This window comes from Winogradskyella flava (assembly GCF_014243395.1).
Taxonomy (GTDB): Bacteria; Bacteroidota; Bacteroidia; order Flavobacteriales; family Flavobacteriaceae; genus Winogradskyella; species Winogradskyella flava.
In genome coordinates, this window is the sequence record NZ_JACLCP010000002.1 from 410,804 (window position 1) to 430,430 (window position 19,627).

Annotated in this window: 17 protein-coding genes; 5 read left to right on the forward strand and 12 right to left on the reverse strand. The window is 32.5% G+C overall.

The window, feature by feature from the left end:
• Positions 1-5 precede the first annotated feature (5 nt).
• The gene (locus H7F21_RS08945; protein ID WP_185788928.1) at positions 6-590 is read left to right on the forward strand and encodes a type 1 periplasmic binding fold superfamily protein; all 585 of its coding nucleotides are present in this window, start codon (positions 6-8) and stop codon (positions 588-590) included.
• Between the two features lie 57 nt (positions 591-647).
• Here the strand turns inward: H7F21_RS08945 and H7F21_RS08950 are convergent, their stop codons facing one another.
• The gene (locus tag H7F21_RS08950; RefSeq protein ID WP_185788929.1) at positions 648-917 is read right to left on the reverse strand and encodes a hypothetical protein; all 270 of its coding nucleotides are present in this window, start codon (positions 915-917) and stop codon (positions 648-650) included.
• Positions 918-1,130: 213 nt separating this feature from the next.
• Here H7F21_RS08950 and H7F21_RS08955 point away from each other — a divergent pair, with 213 nt between their 5' ends.
• Positions 1,131-3,689: a DUF5916 domain-containing protein gene (locus H7F21_RS08955; RefSeq protein ID WP_185788930.1), complete on the forward strand. Its 2,559-nt coding sequence runs from the start codon at positions 1,131-1,133 to the stop codon at positions 3,687-3,689.
• Between the two features lie 231 nt (positions 3,690-3,920).
• Positions 3,921-4,583, forward strand: a complete 663-nt coding sequence (locus H7F21_RS08960; RefSeq protein ID WP_185788931.1) for an ABC transporter ATP-binding protein — start codon at positions 3,921-3,923, stop codon at positions 4,581-4,583.
• A 109-nt stretch (positions 4,584-4,692) separates the two neighbouring features.
• On the opposite strand, the gene H7F21_RS08965 is transcribed toward H7F21_RS08960, so the two are convergent.
• The 8 genes from H7F21_RS08965 to H7F21_RS09000 all read right to left on the reverse strand — a co-directional run bounded on the left by H7F21_RS08965 (position 4,693) and on the right by H7F21_RS09000 (position 12,126).
• Positions 4,693-5,373 carry a DUF4253 domain-containing protein gene (locus tag H7F21_RS08965; RefSeq protein ID WP_185788932.1) on the reverse strand — a complete coding sequence of 227 codons (681 nt, stop codon included), beginning with the start codon at positions 5,371-5,373 and terminating at the stop codon, positions 4,693-4,695.
• A gap of 56 nt (positions 5,374-5,429) precedes the next feature.
• Positions 5,430-6,380: a TolB-like translocation protein gene (locus H7F21_RS08970; protein ID WP_185788933.1), complete on the reverse strand. Its 951-nt coding sequence runs from the start codon at positions 6,378-6,380 to the stop codon at positions 5,430-5,432.
• Positions 6,381-6,505: 125 nt separating this feature from the next.
• Positions 6,506-7,195, reverse strand: coding sequence for a hypothetical protein (locus H7F21_RS08975; protein ID WP_185788934.1), 690 nt, complete (start codon positions 7,193-7,195; stop codon positions 6,506-6,508).
• A 146-nt stretch (positions 7,196-7,341) separates the two neighbouring features.
• Complete coding sequence (locus H7F21_RS08980; protein ID WP_185788935.1) at positions 7,342-8,706, reverse strand: amidohydrolase family protein; 1,365 nt, start codon at positions 8,704-8,706, stop codon at positions 7,342-7,344.
• A gap of 164 nt (positions 8,707-8,870) precedes the next feature.
• On the reverse strand, positions 8,871-9,635 hold the full coding sequence (locus H7F21_RS08985; RefSeq protein ID WP_185788936.1) for a hypothetical protein: 765 nt from the start codon (positions 9,633-9,635) through the stop codon (positions 8,871-8,873).
• A 230-nt stretch (positions 9,636-9,865) separates the two neighbouring features.
• The gene (locus H7F21_RS08990; RefSeq protein ID WP_185788937.1) at positions 9,866-10,237 is read right to left on the reverse strand and encodes a VOC family protein; all 372 of its coding nucleotides are present in this window, start codon (positions 10,235-10,237) and stop codon (positions 9,866-9,868) included.
• Between the two features lie 255 nt (positions 10,238-10,492).
• A complete protein-coding gene (locus H7F21_RS08995; RefSeq protein ID WP_185788938.1) occupies positions 10,493-11,194 on the reverse strand; it encodes a LytR/AlgR family response regulator transcription factor in 702 nt (233 codons plus the stop codon).
• Complete coding sequence (locus H7F21_RS09000; RefSeq protein WP_185788939.1) at positions 11,191-12,126, reverse strand: sensor histidine kinase; 936 nt, start codon at positions 12,124-12,126, stop codon at positions 11,191-11,193. Before H7F21_RS09000 ends, H7F21_RS08995 begins: the two co-directional genes overlap by 4 nt.
• A gap of 209 nt (positions 12,127-12,335) precedes the next feature.
• Between H7F21_RS09000 and H7F21_RS09005 the strand changes: the two genes are divergently transcribed.
• Positions 12,336-13,229, forward strand: a complete 894-nt coding sequence (locus H7F21_RS09005) for an ABC transporter ATP-binding protein (RefSeq protein ID WP_185788940.1) — start codon at positions 12,336-12,338, stop codon at positions 13,227-13,229.
• A complete protein-coding gene (locus H7F21_RS09010; RefSeq protein ID WP_185788941.1) occupies positions 13,219-16,788 on the forward strand; it encodes an ABC transporter permease/M1 family aminopeptidase in 3,570 nt (1,189 codons plus the stop codon). The genes H7F21_RS09005 and H7F21_RS09010 overlap by 11 nt, the downstream gene beginning before the upstream one ends.
• A gap of 142 nt (positions 16,789-16,930) precedes the next feature.
• Here the strand turns inward: H7F21_RS09010 and H7F21_RS09015 are convergent, their stop codons facing one another.
• The 3 genes from H7F21_RS09015 to H7F21_RS09025 form a co-directional block, all read right to left on the reverse strand.
• Positions 16,931-17,488: a DUF5946 family protein gene (locus H7F21_RS09015; RefSeq protein WP_185788942.1), complete on the reverse strand. Its 558-nt coding sequence runs from the start codon at positions 17,486-17,488 to the stop codon at positions 16,931-16,933.
• A gap of 42 nt (positions 17,489-17,530) precedes the next feature.
• Positions 17,531-17,983 carry a nuclear transport factor 2 family protein gene (locus tag H7F21_RS09020; protein ID WP_185788943.1) on the reverse strand — a complete coding sequence of 151 codons (453 nt, stop codon included), beginning with the start codon at positions 17,981-17,983 and terminating at the stop codon, positions 17,531-17,533.
• 187 nt (positions 17,984-18,170) lie between these two features.
• Positions 18,171-19,406, reverse strand: coding sequence for a DUF1028 domain-containing protein (locus tag H7F21_RS09025; protein ID WP_185788944.1), 1,236 nt, complete (start codon positions 19,404-19,406; stop codon positions 18,171-18,173).
• Positions 19,407-19,627: the final 221 nt, after the last annotated feature.

Below are 19,627 nucleotides of genomic sequence, written 5' to 3' on the forward strand. Positions count from 1 at the left end.
ATTCTATGAAAACAAATAAATTCATTATTAAAGCAGTTTTGTGCTTCGCACTTATCTCATCATTCACATCCTGTTCTGATGATGATCCAGATGCTGTAAACGAAGAAGAGATAATTACAAATTTAACCTTGACTTTTACAAACACGGCAGATGCAAATGACATTGTAGTAATGTCTAGTGTAGCGCCAGATGGTCTTGAAGATGGTGTTACTGCAGAAACAGTAGTAGGAGATTTTTCTACTGGAGCAACTTATGCGTTAAGATTGGCTTTATCAAACGCATCAGAAACACCTGCTGAAGATGTTTTAAATGGAGATATCATCCCAGAAGCAGATGAGCATTTCTTTGCCTATGCAGTCAATGGTATTAATTTAACCCTGACAAGAGATGCAGGTGATGTTGATGGACCTGATGGAAGTAAATTAGGTGTTGAAACCACATGGGTTGCTGGTGCTGCTAGTACTGGGAATGTACAAATACGACTAATTCATGAGCCAAGCTCAGTCGACGATAGCAACGAATTTGGTACTACGACTGGTGGTTCTGAAGATTTTAACATCACATTCGAGGATGTTGAAATTGATGATTAAATAAAACACAAATTCCAATTATTAAGGGCTACCCATTAACTAGGTAGCCCTTTTTTATTAAGCCTTTATTGTGGTCTTCTTTTCTGGCTTTAACACATAGGTATATAACCACATTAAAGAGAATGTAGGTATCACATCAAAAAATGGCAAGGCTTCTTCAACAAAGGTTATTACAGCAGCTACTCTTCCCTCCTTGCCTTTATATAGCTTCGTCATAAAATAGGCTGATAATGGTGCCCAAATAAAATCAAACGGTGGAAATATAAAGGACACGTATCCCAATCCATCGCATAATAGGCTTATTATTAGTTTTTGGTATTTTTTCATTTACAATTTTTCTTAAAACAGAACAATAAGCGTTCCAAATAACAACCACTGACAGTTCGTCAATCTGAGTCATTAAACATGTATCAGCCTTTTTAACGTTTAATTAAGAGCGTATAAGAAACTGAGCACTTAGCTTTGCAGAGTTAAAGTGTAACAACCGCTAATTAATTATGTCTTTAATACTGTATTAAATCATCAATCAATCAACCTTATATGAACTTACGTTCAGCTTTACTAGTAATGTCCATATGTATCTTTAATCATGTTTCTGCTCAAGACGACATTGTTATTCCCGAAGATAAAAAATCACTAAACATATCACGTACAGACAAGGCACCTAAAATAGATGGTGTACTCAATGAAGCCATTTGGGAAAACGCCGAAATTGCTACGAACTTCATTTCATTTAGACCAGAAATTGGTGAGAAAAGAGCCTATGAAGAGCGCACTGAAGTCAAGCTTGCTTACGACGATCAGGCCATATATGTCGCTGCCTATTTGTACGACGATCCAACAAAAATGATGACGCAGTTGGTGAATCGCGATAACTTTGGCCAGACCGATTTTTTTGCTGTGGTCTTTAATCCCAATAATGATGCCCAAAATGATACACAATTCTTTGTGTTTAGTTCTGGACAGCAAGCCGATGCCATCGCAAATCCTACTATTGGTGAAGATTTTAGCTGGAATGCCGTTTGGCAAAGTGCCGTGCAAATCGTTGACGACGGTTGGATTGTGGAGATAAAAATACCCTATAGAACACTGCGATTTACCGATCAACAAGATCCAACTTGGGGTTTACAATTTCATAGACAATTTAGACGCGAACGCGCACAATATACATGGAATCCTATTGATCCTACGAAAGGAAATATTGGACTCTATCATGGTGAGCTTACAGGTCTCAAAAATATTAAGCCTCCTGTTAGACTTAACCTCTACCCTTTTTCTACTGGTATTGTAAATAGTTTTGATGGCGATACCGAAACGGATCTCACCTTTGGAATGGATGTAAAATATGGTATTACGGATAACTTTACCCTGGATGCCACACTTGTACCAGATTTTAGTCAAGCTGGTTTTGATAATGTAGTGCTAAACCTTGGTCCGTTCGAACAAACCTTTTCTGAGCAACGCCAATTTTTTACTGAAGGTGTAGAACTCTTTTCAAAAGGTAATTTGTTTTTCTCACGTCGTGTAGGTAACAGACCAAGCGGCACATTGGATTTAGATGACAACGAAGAAGCCAATGTACCTAACGAGGTTAAAGTGTTAAACGCTGTAAAGGTGTCTGGTAGAACCAAAAAGGGACTTGGCGTTGGTATTTTTAATGCCATTACAGAAACAACTGAGGCTACCATTACCAATACGGACACAGGCGAAAAGCGACGCGAAGTCGTTGAGCCCTTTACCAATTATAATATTTTGGTGGTTGATCAACAATTTAATGGTAATTCGTCTATAAGCTTAATTAATACCAACGTACTCCGTGAAGGTGAATTTAGAGATGCCAATGCTACAGCATTAGTCGCTAACATTCAGAATAAACGTAACACTTATGTGATTAATGCTGAGGCCAAAATGAGTAATGTCAATTACCAAGTTGCCGACAATGAAACTGGATATAGCTCTTTCTTTTATATAGGAAAATCACACGGAAACCTACGCTACAGTTTTGACCATCGCTTCGCAGACACGAAATATAACATTAATGATCTAGGGCTTATCTTCAGAAACAACTTTAATAATTTTGGTGCAGATGTATGGTATCAAATTTTTGAGCCAAAAGGAAATCTAAACAGTTACCGCATCAATGCTTGGGTGAATTACAGAAACTTGGCCGAAAGAGGTGCCTTAGGTACATTTACAGGAATTAATTTTGGAGGTCGCTATTTCGCGCAAACAAAAAATCTAAATGGCTATGGCTTTAGATTTAATATAGAGCCAGGTAAACAGTATGATTATTTTGAATCTCGAGATGGCAGACCGTTTATCTTTGAGGACATCGTCAGTGGTGGTGGCTTTTATTCCTCTAATTATAATAACAAGTTTGCAATTGATGTGGAGTTGAACCTATTCAAAATATTAGAAGATGGTCGTGATCTTTTCGGATATAATTTTGAATTTAGACCACGTTTTAGGTTTTCAGATAAGCTTTTGGCAGTCTATGGCTTAGATCTTAATATGTCCAATGGTTCTAGAGGCTATGCCACAAATGTAGACGTGCAAGGCCCTGATGATGCTGTTGATAATATTCCGATTTTTGGGGAACGTAACCGCTTACGATTAACCAACAGTCTATCTGCCAATTACAGTTTTAATCCTTTCAATACTTTGGCTTTAACCTTTAGGCATTATTGGGATACGGTAGATTATGATCGTGAGTTATTTACACTATTGGATAATGGTCGCTTAACCACGGATTCTGGTTATACCATAAATAATGTTGGTGATAGTCCAAACATTAATTTTAGCACTTGGAACATCGATTTAAGCTACTCATGGCAATTCGCACCTGGAAGCTTCCTTACGGCTTTGTATAGAAATCAACTATTTAATTTTGATGAGCGCTCCGAAGATAATTACTCAGAAAGTTTAAATACATTGTTTGACCAGCCTATACAGCATACCTTATCCTTGCGGCTGCAATACTTTATTGATTTTAATGGCATTAAGAATGTGTTTAAAAAACGTAATAGCTCCCAATCGCAATTGGGTAATATGAATTCCGAACGTGATTTTAATATTTTTACGAATAACACGCTACCATAGATGATGTCACTTCGAGTATTTCGTCGTTTAGACGAAATGTATCGAGAGGCAAGTAACAATTATAATCACTTCGAAAAGCACAACCAATCTATCGAAAACAAGAAAATGATATCTACATGTGCTTCTCGATACGATTTTCTTTGATTTCGACACGCTCAATCTTAAAGAAAATCACTCGAAGTGACATTAAGTATGTATTATTCCCTGTAAAATAGTATTTTCGCTGGTAATATGATTAACGCCAAAAATATCCACAAAAGTTACGGTGATTTACACGTCCTTAAAGGTGTAGATATAAACATTAGTGAGAGCGAAGTCATATCCATTGTTGGAGCTTCTGGTGCTGGTAAAACCACCTTATTACAAATCTTAGGGACATTGGACACGCCCCACTATAAACCAGACACCGAGTTAATTATTAATGGGCAATCCATTACATCCCTAAAAGATAAAGCCTTGGCTAAGTTTAGAAACGCACATATTGGTTTTATTTTTCAGTTTCACCAATTGTTACCAGAATTTACGGCTTTAGAGAACGTGTGTATCCCTGCATTTATACATAAAACACCTAGAGCAGAGGCCGAGAAACGCGCTAAGGAATTACTAGAGTATTTAGGACTTAAGGATCGTATAGACCATAAACCCAATAGCATGTCTGGTGGTGAGCAGCAACGTGTAGCTGTAGCCAGAGCTTTGATTAACCAACCAAAAATCATCTTTGCCGATGAGCCGTCTGGCAACTTGGATAGTGAATCTGCAGACCAACTCCACAACCTATTCTTTGAGCTTAGGGACGAGTTTAAACAAACCTTTGTCATAGTAACCCATAATCAAGAACTCGCCGATATGGCAGATCGTAAGTTGACTATGGTGGATGGGAAGATTTTGGGATAGTTTAAGAAGTCGACTTAGCACGTAGGAATCAAATGATAAATCTAAAAGGGTTGTCGTATACCGACTGCCACTAAGTTTTTAATTATATACGGTTTTGTATAAGGCTTTATTAGTCCCACCACATCCACATATGTTTATTCGTTTTCAAATGTTGGACTAATTCGTCCATATCAGAGTGACCTTGGTAAATTACATCAGGACAAAATTCAAAAATTTCCTTTCCAAGTTTCTCATAAGAATCTGGTTCAGATTTTAGAACGGATTCAATTCTATCAAAATCCGCAACAATGATATCGAAATCGAATTCAGTTTGTTTTTTTCTAAACCATTCGACAACATCGTTATTGGATAAATCATAATTTACAGGTTCGATACCAACAAACTTGATCAGTTCCAATTGGTCTGAAATTGGAGCAATTACAATGTCATAGTAAGAACGGTAAGAATCGTCAAAATCAAGATTGGTTAGGAATAAGTAATTTTTTGATTTCTTGACATCATCAAAATGGTTATCAACTATTTTATATGCGGTTTTCTCATTTACAAACTTAAATTTAACGCCAGGAACAAGGGAGTCATAAGGTTCAAAAACTCTATTAGTGGAGTCAGCTGGTTTGTATCGTATAACTGTATTTTTTACAACATCCTTGTTGGTTAGTTTTGCGATGTCTTCAATAATTCTAATATCTATATTCAACTCATTTAAATCAGTTTTATGGATGCTTTCTTTGCGACTTTTCGAATTACACGCACAGAGAATAAAAAATACGATGTAGAGGGTCTTCTTCATATGTTGCACCATTGTTTTGCTAAACTGCTTTTTAATACAGCTTAGGTGATATTGCATTAGTTATTTTTAATTTCGGATTCTATATTCACCCACTTAACTTTCCATTTTTTTTCCATATGCTCTCCAGTTGTGAAAAAAAGAAACTTGTTGTCAGGTGTAACATAAGGATTCCCTTGACTTTCGTTATTAATTTTATCATTTAATTTTTTAGTATTTATCCATTTGCCATTTCCGTCGTTATAACTAATCATCAAATCAAGTTCATTTCCAATTGAAGCATAAATCAAATAATCTTCTTCTGGTGAAATGTAAGGCGTACATTTTCTCAATTTAGAATTTAACTCAACTCGTTTTGCATCCATGAATTTTCCATTTATATGCTCTGAGTAATAAATATCCATTTCGCTGTAGTCCAAATTACTTTTATGAAAATATAAAGTTCCAGAATTGGTAACTATAGGATGAGAAACTAATTTATTTCTGAAATTTGGGATATCGATAAAAACGGGTTTATCCCATTTTCCGTTAATCTTGTCAGATTTCCAAATATGCCATGTCTCAGGGATTCCATCAATACTAACTGGTCTTGTTGAGCTGAAATAAAGAGTTTTTCCATTCGGTGAGAAACTCATTCCGTGATCATTATAATCACTATTGAAGAAAGCTTCTTTAGGTTCAGACCAAATATCATTAGTTTTCTCAATTTTGAAAACATTAAAATTCTCAAAATTCTTATCGGATATTGTATAGTAATATTCTTTTAAGTCAGGACTAAATATGCCTTTGTGAATAATCCCATTATCAGGAATTATTTCCTTTCTAAATACAATAGGAATTTCATTAGGGATCTTTTCAGTTAAGAACTCTAATTTTGCTTTTTCATTTTTACAACCCAAAAAAAACATCGTTAGAATTAAGACAAATAAAGGCTTGTTCATGTTTTTAATTAGTGCCAGCGTGTTTGTGTATGGTTTGCTTCGCCAGTTCGCTTCGCTGTTGTTTTGCATGTTTAAGCACTAAATTAGCAAATAAATCACAGATAGAATATTCCGAAAGAATTTTCGTAAATAGGCTAAAACTAGCAATTAATTATACGCCGTGATATAGCTAGTTTTTATTAATTCCATTTAATTTAAAACCAAGAAGATTCCCATCCAGTAATTATGAAATTTTGTTCTGTGATTTTATATTCATTCTTATTATTTATTGGTTTAAACCAAAGTTCTAATCTACAAGCATATTTGTAATTTTGTGAACCTTCATAAATTTTGAGCCAGTTTTCGTATAGTTTTTCTTCAAGAGTTTCTACTTTAAACAGCCTCTTGTCTAACTGTTTTTTAGACAATCTTTTATTAGAAGTTACTTCATACGCTTTTAAATAAAAGTGACCTTTTTCGCGAAAACTATATTTTATATGAAAGGAATAACTTCCTCCATATCCAGATATTCTTAGTCCACTATTTGAATTTAAGTATTTAGATGATTTAGCCGAAAATTCATTTGCGTCATAAATTTTTATATTTTCAGGTATTTTTTTATTTGCGCCATAATAATCAGGTGTCTGATAAGCTAAAATGAAAGTAAATAATAAAACAAAAATCCCTGAAAAAAATATCAGAATTCTAAAATACCATTTTCCTTTTGAAATAAAAATAGTCATTATTGACCCAATAATGTTCAAAATGGATAATATGAATGATAAATTAGTAATCCAGTTTCTTTTAAGGAATGTTCCAATTAAAAAAATTCCAAAAATGCCTATGTAAATCAGTAACGGAACCCACCATTTATTAAAATACAGATAATTTTTCTTCGTTTTCATAATTAGCTACAATGTGCTCATGTATGGACTGTTGCGTGTTTCAGCAACTAAATTAGCAAATACAAACCGAATAGAAAATCCGCTAGGGTTTTCGTAAGTCGGCGAGAACCAAGCAATGAATTATCCACGGTGTTAGCAAACCGCTTTTATTCCGCTAAGATTGTTTTTCCATCTTTGATTATTAATTTTTCTGACGTGAAATTTTTAATATCATCAAATGGACTTTTTTTCCAAATTAGTAGGTTTGCTTTTTTACCTTTTTGTAATGAACCTACATCATTTTCAATTCCAATTGCCTTTGCTCCATTTATACTTGCGATTTTGAACGCATCATTAACCGAAAAGCCATATTCGCAAAGAAGTATAAGTTCAGAGAGGTTGGCTTTACCACCATTAGCCATATCAGAACCAAGTCTTATTTCAACTCCTTTATCATACATTTTTTTTACATTTTGCATTAATATCTTGAAATTTTCAAAGCATCTTTCTACTTGTAATTCGGTTAAGGTTGTATCTATTGGTTTAGTGAAATAGGTTTCGCCGAATTGTTGATACAAAAAGTGTATGGTTGTGGAAAATGAAACCTTTTCTTTTGCAAGTTTATCTATAAACTCCTCTTGTTCATTTTTTTTATAGGTTTCTGAGTATCTGGATAGTTCTAATAAATATTGAATAACTCTCGATTCAGAATTTAGCTCCCCAAAATTTTCTTCAAATATTTTGTTAGCTTCCTCCCAATCTTCACTTGAGTTCAAAATACTATTAGGTATAGTAGGTAAATGCTCATAATTTTTTAATCCTATTGAAAGTGTTTCATTAATTGTTTGGTTTTCTAAATTAAAACCTCCAATGTGTCCATAAATTTTCATACCCAAACTGTCAGCTGTTTCAAATGCGGATTGAAATTCTGGATTATTAAGCCTATAATATAACTTAATGTGTTTGATACCAAGATTATGATATTCAATCATTTTAGCTTGTGCTTTATATGTGTTTTCTACCATACTATGACCAATGTATGGTTTACGGTCTTCTTTTGAAATTATTGCACCTCCAGTTGTAAAGACGTCTACAAAATTTGGATTAGGATTACTTTGCCAAGTTAGTACTGTACCCAACCAACTTTCTGGCTGTCCCATCATTAGAGTTGTGGTTGTTCCGAAAGGTAAATAGGCGTCGGATAATTTTTTACGAGAATTATCATTAAGTGATTTTGGTGCCTTTTCTCTATCTCCGAAAACGTCAGTAGGATGTATATGACTATCTATAAAACTTGGTGTGACTAATTTTCCTTTCGCATCTATACTTTGAATTGCCTTATAATCTTTAGGTTCATCAATTATATTTTGAATAATGCCGTCTGTTATAATTATTGTTTTATTCTCTAAAACATCTCCTGTTTCTACATCTAAAACATTAGCATTTTGAATTAGTAAGTCGCAGTCTTTAGCTTGTTTGCAACCCAAACAGAGTAAAGAAAGTGAAAATATTACAATTGGATAGATTCTCATTTAATTGCGATGCGTTTTTGTATTATTGCTAACGTTGTTGTGTATAGATAGTTGCGTGGTTAGGCCTATAATTTAGTAAACATAAACGAGCGCGAAAAAATTCCGAAAGGATTTTCAAAAACAGGTAAGAACAAGCAATTACTGATAGCCATTGTTGTGGAAAGTTATTTTTTTACAAATTTGTTTATTATCGAATTTAGAGATTCAATATCTTTTTTCTTATTCAAGTACTTATCAATATTTCTATCCCCCATATTTTGAATTTTATATTCTGGCAATTTTTCTTTGAACATTAGATATACAAATGTATCTACTAATCTTTCCTTCAATCCGTGATTAAGATTGTATTTCTGAATAATTGAATATTCCATTCCCATATGTGTAAGTTCATGAATTATAGTATTTGCAGGATTTTCATAATTCATAAATTTCCCATCTTTATTGGTAAACAAAGTTATAGTTCCGTCATCAGGGTTATAGCTACCACCTGTTCCATATAGCGTGAAAATAACTTTGTATTTGTCAAACATTTTAAAATTCCAATCCCATTTGCTCCGTTTAGAATCTATTTCATTTATAAAACTATGTATGAGACTCATTTGATTTTCAACTTTTTGTATCGCCTGTTTATAGTCCTCTTGGTCAAATATTTTGGATTCTACAAGTGTGTAAATTGCTGAAAAATCTTCGTTTCCAAAAGTGCCATTCTTTGATTTGGTTATTAATGAGTCAATTAAAGAATCATTTGGTAGGTTTATGGTATAACCTTGTTTTTCAAAAAAAGAATAATCGTTAATGGTTCTCCAGATAGAAGTGACTTCTTCTGTTATAGTAGGTTGAACTATTTCAATTCTTGATACTTGTGTTTGCGATTTACAGGTTAAGCTGATAATTGAAAAAGTAAGAAGCAATAATTTGGTTAATTTCATTTTTTTCTAGTTTGCCACAACGGTTTTATGTACGACTTGTTGTGGAAATCCTTAAGATTCATGAATATATTAATTTAAAATTAGGCATTCCATGGATAAAATCACTTATGATTTTAAGCCGTAACCGAAAGATAACAAATTGCAATGACAAAAATATAGCGCACTGGCGAAAGCAATTCCAACTAGGAATTTTAGCCGTAATGAATTTTAGGTTTTGTTGGCAGTAGTTCTTATTCCGTTATCATCAAATAATATCCATCTAAATCTTTGAGACAGAACTGTTCTTTTCCGGAATTTGGATTCATATGGCGTGATTCTTCAATTTCGAAATTCAATTCCCGTGCATTATTCCAAACTTTATTTAAATTTTCTACTCTTAAATACAAGATTAGTCCATTCCCTGGCTGTATTTGAGAACTCGAAAGAGTGGGATGTTCGTGTTCTCCCCATTTATGCAAGCACAAGAAAACTTCTCCATTATTGTCCGTCAGCATTTCAAATGTTGTGCCTCCGTGACTACTGTTACAATCAAGTAATTTTTGATACCAATTGGAACTTTTCTCAACATCAGACACACCAATTATAGGTTCATTCTTTATCATTTTAGTTCTTTTTAATTACCACCAAAGTCTTGTGTATGATTAGTGGCGTAAAAATCCAAAGGCTTCTTTGAGTCCCTAACCGAAAGATAGTAAATTGCAATGACACGAGCATAGCGAACTGGCGAAAGCAATTTTCGTAATTAGACTATAACTAGCAATGACTCGAGCGCAGCGAACAGGCGAAGCAATTATGCACGGTGTTGCCTATAGTTATGTAATTGTCAGAATTTGAAATGTTATTTTTCTATTTTTAAATTAATACTTCAAAACCTTTTTCAAGTTTAGTTTGTAAGTCTGTCCGATTGGAATGTGCTTATCTAAAATTAAAATACGATTGCCTTCAATGGACTTTATATATCTTTTTGATACGATAAAGGATTTATGAACTCTTATGAAGTTATTTGAATCAAGAATTTTTTCGAAATTTGATATTTTTTCGTGAGTGATAATAGTTTCTTCCTTGGTTATTACCTTACAGTAACTACCTATTGATTCTATGCATGTTATTTCATTTAATGCTACTTGGATATGCCTTTTATCACCTTTTATAAAAATACTTTCTGGTTCTTCTTTAGAAATAGTCTTTACTACCGTTTCTACTTTAGGTTTAGACTGTTGAACTCTATAAATGGCTTGCGTAAAACGCTCGAAACTAAATGGTTTTAATAGATAATCAATAACATTTAATTCGTAACCTTCTAAAGCAAATTCTTCGTACGCCGTCGTTATAATTACTGATGGTGGATTTTTTAAAAGTTTTAAAAAGTCCAAGCCTTTCATTTTTGGCATATTTATATCCAAAAACATCAAATCTATGTCGTTTGCTTGCAAGTATTCCATGGCTTCCATTGCATTGTGGCAATTAGCCTGTAAGTGAAGGTGTGGTAAGTCTTTAGCAAAAGACTCAATAATCTTATGAGCAATAGGCTCGTCGTCTATAATTATAAAGCGAATCATTGGTTTAAATATAACGATAATTCGGCTCTAAAAACACTATTGTGTGTTGAAGTGCTGAAGTCGTGAGCATTAGGATATAGCAATTGTAATCGTCTTTTTAGATTTTCTAATCCAATACCATTAGAATCTTGTTCATCTTCAAAATTGTTTTCAATAGTAAAATTTATGATGTTTGTATGTGTTGAAATATTTAAATGAATGAAGGCATCCTTATCTAGTTTTTCTGCACCATGTTTAAATGCATTTTCTAGTAAATTAATGAGTAGCAATGGTGCAATTTTTAGATTTGGTTCATTCGTATCAATATCAAAGGTTACATCTAGTTTGTCAAAATGCCTAATAGTATGTAGATCTATATAATTTTTCAGGAAATCAATTTCTTTTTCAATGGCAACTTTTTCTTTCTTTCCATCATAAATTGTATACCTCATCATTTCGGAGAGTTTTAATATTGTTTTTGGCGTTTCTTCTGATTTTTCAATTGCTAATCCATAAAGGTTATTTAAAGTATTGAAGAAAAAATGAGGGTTTATTTGTGAACGCAAAAAAGATAATTCTGAATGCAATTTTTCATTTTTTAACTCACGTATTATTTTTATTTTTTCATAAACCCAAGAAAAAATTAAATAACATATGACCAAAAATAAAACGCACATTAGAATAAGTGGTACACTACGCATAGCATCATTTATAGTAACTTGAATAATAGCAACTATAAGAACAATAAGTAAAAAAAATGCCTTTTCGTATCTAATAATAAACAAGTCTTTACTAAAGTAGTTTGTTGTTTTTGTGGCAGTGAAAAACAATATATATCCTATGCTCAATAGTATTGAAATTACCTGAGGACTTAAAACAATAAGTCCAAATCCAATAGTTACTACAGTAATAATGAATACAACTAGGTAAATATACTTTTTAGTGTTTTTCATACTTCAAAGAACGTGAATTTGAGAAAACTTACATTGTAATTTTAACGAACTGTATCTTTTTTTAATCAAACAGCTCTTTTTTTGAATCAAATGTACTTACATATTAAAACGCTGTTTTTTAATGTCTTTTTGAATGGGTTGGTTAATTAAGTTTAGTTAGAAAGAGAATTAAAAATAGGTTTGTTTCATAATCATAAAAGTAAAAGATCATGAACACACTAGTAATTAATAATGCGAGTAAAGTCTATTCAAACGGGACAAAAGCTTTAGAGCATGTCTCGCTAAAAATATCTAACGGAATGTTTGGTTTATTAGGTCCAAATGGTGCTGGTAAATCTTCGTTAATGAGAACTATAGCTGGACTGCAAACACTAACTTCTGGCAGTGTAATCTTTAATGGAAATGATATTAGTAAGGACCCTTCAAAAATTCGTCAGCATCTTGGTTATTTACCTCAAGAGTTTGGTGTTTATCCAAGAATGTCTGCTCTAGACTTATTAAATCATATTGCCATTTTAAAGGGTGTTCTTAATAAAAAAGAACGCCAAGAGCAAATAGAAGCTTTATTAATTAAAACAAATTTATTTGAGCATAGAAAAAAGTTTGTAAGTAATTATTCTGGTGGGATGAGAAGGCGTTTTGGAATTGCTCAAGCCCTTTTGGGTAATCCAAAACTAATAATGGTGGATGAACCGACTGCTGGTTTAGATCCCGAAGAACGTAATCGTTTTCTAGATGTGCTTTCTGAAGTGTCATCTTCTGTTATCGTTTTATTATCCACGCATATCGTTGAAGATATTAGAGTGCTTTGTTCAAATATGGCAATCCTTAGTAATGGACAAATAGTAAAGCAAGGAAATCCGAATGATTTAATAAACGGTTTGCATGGTAAGATTTGGAAAACACCAGTTCTAAAAAGTGAATTGAATGTATTAAAAGATAAATACAATGTGATATCAACTAGGCTCTTAGCCGGAAAGACAAGTGCTTATGTTTTCTCTGAAGAACAATTAACCACTGATTTTGAATCTGTACCTACAGATTTAGAACATGTTTACTTTCATATTTTAAAAACTTCTAAAACGACTAGTTATGCTGCTTAAACTTATCAAATTCGAACTGAAGTATCATTTTAAACAAACTTCATACTTATTATTTACGACCTTATTTTTTCTTTCAGGAGTTTATCTTGGCATACAAGAAGGCGCTATTAATCCAGAAAACAAATATAACATTCACTTGTTTTGTAGCCTTATAAGTCTGGCATCGGTATTTCAGATTGTATTTCAAACTGGGTACACCGTTTTAAGAGATACTATGAATAATTCTGCTCAACTGATATATACCACTTCGGTTAGTAAATTTCAGTTTTTATATAGTCGATATTTAGGCATTTTTATCACGAGTTCTTTTTCAACATTACTCTATGTACTTGCCATATTTACAACAATCTTAATTGATCCTTTGCATATTTATTCTGCTGAAACCATAGAGATTATAGACTTTATTTGGCCTTGGTTGATTATTATTTTGCCTAATGTTTTTATACTAACAGCTTTGCTTTTCACGGTAGCTTTGTTTACAAAGAAGGTGCCATTAATTTTTTTCTTTGGCATCTTAATTTTCATTTTGTTTTGGGTGAATAATTTTAATATTGGTTCGCCTTTTACTGGAGGTAAATTAGTGGTTGATGAGCAAACAATAGAAAAAGTAGCGCTTTTTGATGTTCTTGGTTTATGCAGTTCGTATGAGCAAACACAGTTTTGGTCACCATTAGAAGAAAGAACTGAACGCGTTAAATTTTCAGGGACGCTTGCTTTCAATAGACTTATTTGGGGAAGTTTAGGAATAGTGTTATTGCTTGTGAGTTATCTTTCGTTTTCTTTTAAATTATCAGAAAGCAAAAAGGGAAGGATTAAGAAACATCGCTTTTTTAAGTTTAAATCCAAAAAACAAAAAGAGATTCTATCCACTCCATATAAACCTGTATTTGTATTAAAAAAATCATTTAAATCTCGCTTAAAAGAGTTTTTTAACCTTGTTGTCATAGATTTTAAAATCACCATTTTCAGTAAAACATTTATACTATTATGTATCGTTTGGGTTGGTATGCTATTATCTGCTATGTTGCATAATATAAGCGGACAAGATGTTTATGGAAATGTACTGCCAACTACAGGACTACTAACAGGTCTGATTTTAGAACCATTAGCACATATTGGTTTGTTTTTAATTGTGTTCTATGCAGGAGAATTGGTGTGGAAATCTAGACAATATAATTTTAATGAAATATTAGATGCAGCACCAACACAGAATAGTGTTTTACTGTTTAGTAAATACACAGCTTTATTTTTATTACCAATTTTTATAATTGTTTTAGGAATACTAACGGCATTATTAATTCAAATTTCTTTTGGTTATAGTACTATTGATTTAAAACTTTATCTAAGTATATTTTATTTTGGAGGCACTTCTCTTTTTATCTACGGAATTTTATCACTCTTTATTCAGCAAATAGCAAGTAATAAATATTTAGGAATGCTATTAAGCTTAGTTGTAATTTATGGATTGGGTTATGGGCTGCCTTCTATAGGTTTTCAGCATCCTTTAGCAAGTATTTTTCAATTGCCAAAAGTAGGTGAAGGTTATTCAGATTTTATAGGCTATGGACAGCTTACAAACGTCTTTAACTGGATGAGTTTTCTATGGATAAGTTTAGCATTAATTACACTGCTTATTAGCTTTAAAATATACAAGCGTACTTCAGAGCATAGATTTAAAAACCAACTTAAATTAATAGTTACAAATTGGAGTAAACTTCAACGTTTACTAGTATTAGTTTTACTGGGTTTTGTCTGTATTTCTTCTGTCGTTATAGATGGAAAATTAATACCAAAAAGTTATACTGATGATATGTCTTTTCGAGAGAATTATGAGAAAAATTATGCTAAATATAAAGGCTATCCGCTTCCTATTGTTACAAGTGTAAAAACAAAAGTCTTGCTTCGACCAAAAGCTTTAAAATATACCGTTGAAGGTGTTTATACGATTTTTAACAATACAGAAAAACCAATAGATACATTACTTGTAACTGCTAGAAATAAGTTAGACCAATTTTCAATTGAAGATGCAAAAATCATACATAAGAACAGTGCTTTAGCTGATGTAAAATTAGTGGTTTTTGACCCAGCATTATTGCCACATGAAAGCAAACAAATGAGTTTTAAAACTCAAAAAAGTATTGGAGATTTTGAACTACAGAAAGATATCATATCAAACGGAACATATTTGCAAAACAGCGCTTTTGAACCAAGGTTTGGTTACATAAAAGATTTAGAAATAGTAGGTAAAGGCGAGCGTAAAAAAAGAGGTCTTTCTCTCGAACAGAAAAAAGAAGATTTGAAAACTTATAAATTCGAAAACACGACGCGTCCAAAACAAGATTTTGAAACTTGGGTAACTACAGATAAGAATCAAATTCCAATTGCACCAGGACAATTAATAAACCAATGGTCTACAGATAGCACAGTAACTTACCATTATAAATCTGAAGTTAAAACTGATAATAACATCTCTTACTTTTCTTCAAATTATGAAACAACTGTTGAGGCATATAAAAATGTTTCGATAGAAGTTTATTATTTACCAAAACATAATACTAATGTAAGTGAGATTATTAAAGCAGCCAAAGCAACACTTGACTATGGTGTCGCAAACTTTGGGAACTATCCATTTGATCATTTAAGAATTGCAGAAGTCCCTTTACATTGGAAATTTGGGGGACATGCCTTACCAGGAACTATTGCTTTTCAAGAACGCTTTTTTACACAAGATATTTCTAGCCCAACAAATGGAATTAATCAACTGTCAAGAGTTGTAATTCATGAAATTGGGCATCAGTGGTTTGGACAAAAAATGTCACCAGCACCAGGAAGAGGAGGTAACATGCTTAATGAAACTATGGCTAATTATATGGAGGCTCAAGTACTTGAAAAAATGTATGGAAAAGCTATGGTTAGACGACTGGCAAATTTTAGTAGAAGACGTTATTTTAATTTCAGATCTTCAGCAGAAATAGAAGAGCCATCTTTACATTTAGTACAGAACGAAACTTATATTTCTTATAGAAAAGGCTTTGTGGTTATGCAATCATTAAAGGAATTAATTGGCGAAGCAACTCTAAATGAATCATTAAAGGAACTTATAAGTTCTAATCAAAAACAAGAGTCAGCACGCTCTATAGATTTTATAAATATAGTACTGTCGATAGTTGATTTACAAGAACAAAGCTTAATTAATGATTGGTTTAAAAAAAGAATAATATATGATTTGAATATAACTAATGTAGACTATACAAAGTCAGAAAATAGTATGTATATGCTAGAAATTGATATTTCTACAAATCGTTTTGAGACTGGTTTAAATGGAGATAAAAGTGAAATTAATACTGATGAAACTTTTACAATTGGCTTTTATAATAAATACCCAGATGATAATACTGCTTTGCCAGAATTTAGAACTATTAGATTAAAAAAAGGTGAAAATAAAACTAATTTTAAGTTGAAAGATTTACCAAAGTATATCATAATTGATCCTATGGTAACGCGTTTAGATGAAGATATTACTGATAATATTTTTGAGATTGATGATGAGCAATTATAGACAACGTGTTTGTGTATGGTTTGCTTCGCCAATTCGCACTGCGTGCTCTTGTGTTGCGTTGGCTAGGTCTAAATTAGTAAAAGAAAACGAACCAGAGGAAAATCCGCAGGATTTTCCAAGTACACACAGAACTAGCAATTAATTATACACGGTGTTGTAGTGCGTTTTTATTTTCAATTAAAAATTCTTTAGCAATATAATCTGCTACTTCGTGACTATTGTTCCACTTATTATAAACTTCTAAAGCCCATTTTTTAATTAAATCTTTGCAACTTGTTTCATTAGTTGATTTTTCTATAATATCAGTTGTTCTAATATTTCCTCTTTCAAGTATTTTAGGTGGATTTAAGTATTCTCCTTGATTATGAAGCTTATATTTATTCAAATAATCACTTAGCTGTGGTGATAATTTATAAGTCCATTTGATATTGTACTTGAAAATCAAATGTAATCTTGAAAGATGAAAGTGATTATTCCACCTACCATGAATTTCAGGATGTTGTAATGTGTGGGCATCTACAATCAGAAATCGATAAATATAATTTTTAGTATCAGAAAAGTCAATTTCTTGAAATCCAAGATTAAAAATTTCTAGACATTCACGGACGCCATTTTTTGTATTTGCACCGCAAAATTGACATTTTCCGTCTTTTAAAAGCTTAACACCATTTTTTTCTGCGAAATCTGTATAATCCTGCATTATCTTGTTTGCTAAAAAAATGTTTAAAAGTTTACGTTTTTATTAGTGTTCTTCCGAATCATTGAACTGCCATAACACATTTACAAGTTGCCATTTTCCGTTCAGTTTTACTATGTGCATGTAATCAATCCAATCATCAGCTATTAATTTTACTGAAGCCACTTTTTTATAAACATCAAGAATAATCACTTCTTTTTTTGGGTTTTCGGGAAATTTGTCATTTTCTAGATTGTAAGTTTCCGCCAATAAAATCATTGCATCAGTAAATGTTTCCCTCAAATATTCTTTCCCCGTTTTTTTATTAATCCAAAATGTTCTTTTTACCATTCTAGGATGAGCTGCCCTTTCAAATTGTTCTGGCTGTATGTTATGTTGTGATTCAATATAATCCAATGCAACCTGTTTAATATCTAAAGAGTCTTGTTTAGTTTGTCCCTGAATATTGAAAGTTACAAGGAAAAATAGAAAAGTTGTGTAAATGAATGTTCGTTTCATAATTGTTTTTTGATTTTTCTGAATTTGGTTTTAAAATGCACCATAACGTGATTGTATATGGTTTGTTGCGTGGTTTAAGTACCTAATTTAGCAAATAAAAACCAGATAGAAAATCCGCGAGGATTTTCGTAAGTAGGCTAGAACTAGCAATAAATTATATACGGTGTTGGCAGTAGTGTTTTTTCTGCTAATTTATCCTGATTTTGTCCAACAGCATTTGAGCTTCAATATTTTCGCTGTCCATTTTTAAGGCTTTTTCTAAATGTTTAATTGCCTTGTCCGTTTCTTTTTCATAAAAATAGCTCCTCCCAATTAAGAAGTTCAAATAGGAAGATTCAATATTCTTGTCAATAAGTTCCTCCGCCAATTTAATAACTTCTAATTCTTGCCCAAGATTACTCAACATTCCTATAGCACTTTCCCAGTCTTTAACGCTGAAAGAATCAGGTTTTATAATCGATTTCAATTCTAAATTATCTCTTAAGAAGTAAAAAGCGGGAAGATTAGTTTTCCAATTCGAATTTTCTGCAAGCCCTTTCTTTATCCAATTAACTGCGGAATTCTCATTTCCTACTGCGATGTTTGCACCTGCAATCTTCGAATACATTCCAGTCCAACCATTAAGCATGGATTCTGCCTCTGTCAATTTTTGTTTTGCTCTTTCCAAATTCCCCTCTCTTTTTGCATAAAGGGCTTGGTTTAATCGTATTCTTCCATAATGGTAGTTCATTAAAGTTTGTAATTCCTCAACTGGATTTTTAGAATTATCAACACGAAGGTCGATTTGGTTATACCATTCATTGTTTGCTCCTTTTACAACAACTGCGGCTGATTGTTTTCCTGAAATCTGTCCACCAGCATTTTGCCCAGCGATAAGGCTTTTCAAAAGTCGTTCAGCTAATGTTCCTTTGGAATTTTCAAAAGTACTTGACATACTCGATAGTACTTCATCGGCAAGCTGATTGCCCATTACAACGTAATTTGTTCCTAAAATTTGTGATGCTTTTCCATTCCAATATTTAAGAGATTTACCAGTAAAAGCAAAAACATTTCCTTTCGCGTCTATTCCAGAAACTTGTCTATAATTAGCTTGTGAATCACCATTTTTTACTTCTGTAATCGCCTGTTTGATTGACTTTCCCTTTTTAAGGTTTTCGAATCCTTGAGTTGCATACTTTGGTTCGGTTTCTGCAATTACAGAAAACGCTCCAAGTTCAGGCTCAATGTAAATTGTCGAATTCCCGACATAGATGTTGTTTGTAGCAACTGCAATTCCCCATTCTTTAGCGTTTTCGTCATAGGCTAGAATAGAAAAGGTTGAATTTATATTTTTCTCGGTCAATAAACTTGGCAAATTCTGTCCATAAGTCGATAATGTTCCTATTAATAATAGAGTTAGTAAAATCTTTTTGTGATTTTTCATTTGATTGTTTTTTGATTGATGAATGATGTTTGTTCTGGCATTACCGCCAACTTGTTATATGATCATAAAAATAGCACTTTATAACTATAAATCTCGGGATAAGAGCGGTTTTTTGTCGCTGTTATCCGTAGCCAACCTAACTGATAACTCCAATTCATGCTATAAGCAATCTTACACATTTTCTAAACCAAATACACTTTAAATTAAATGACATTCTTCAG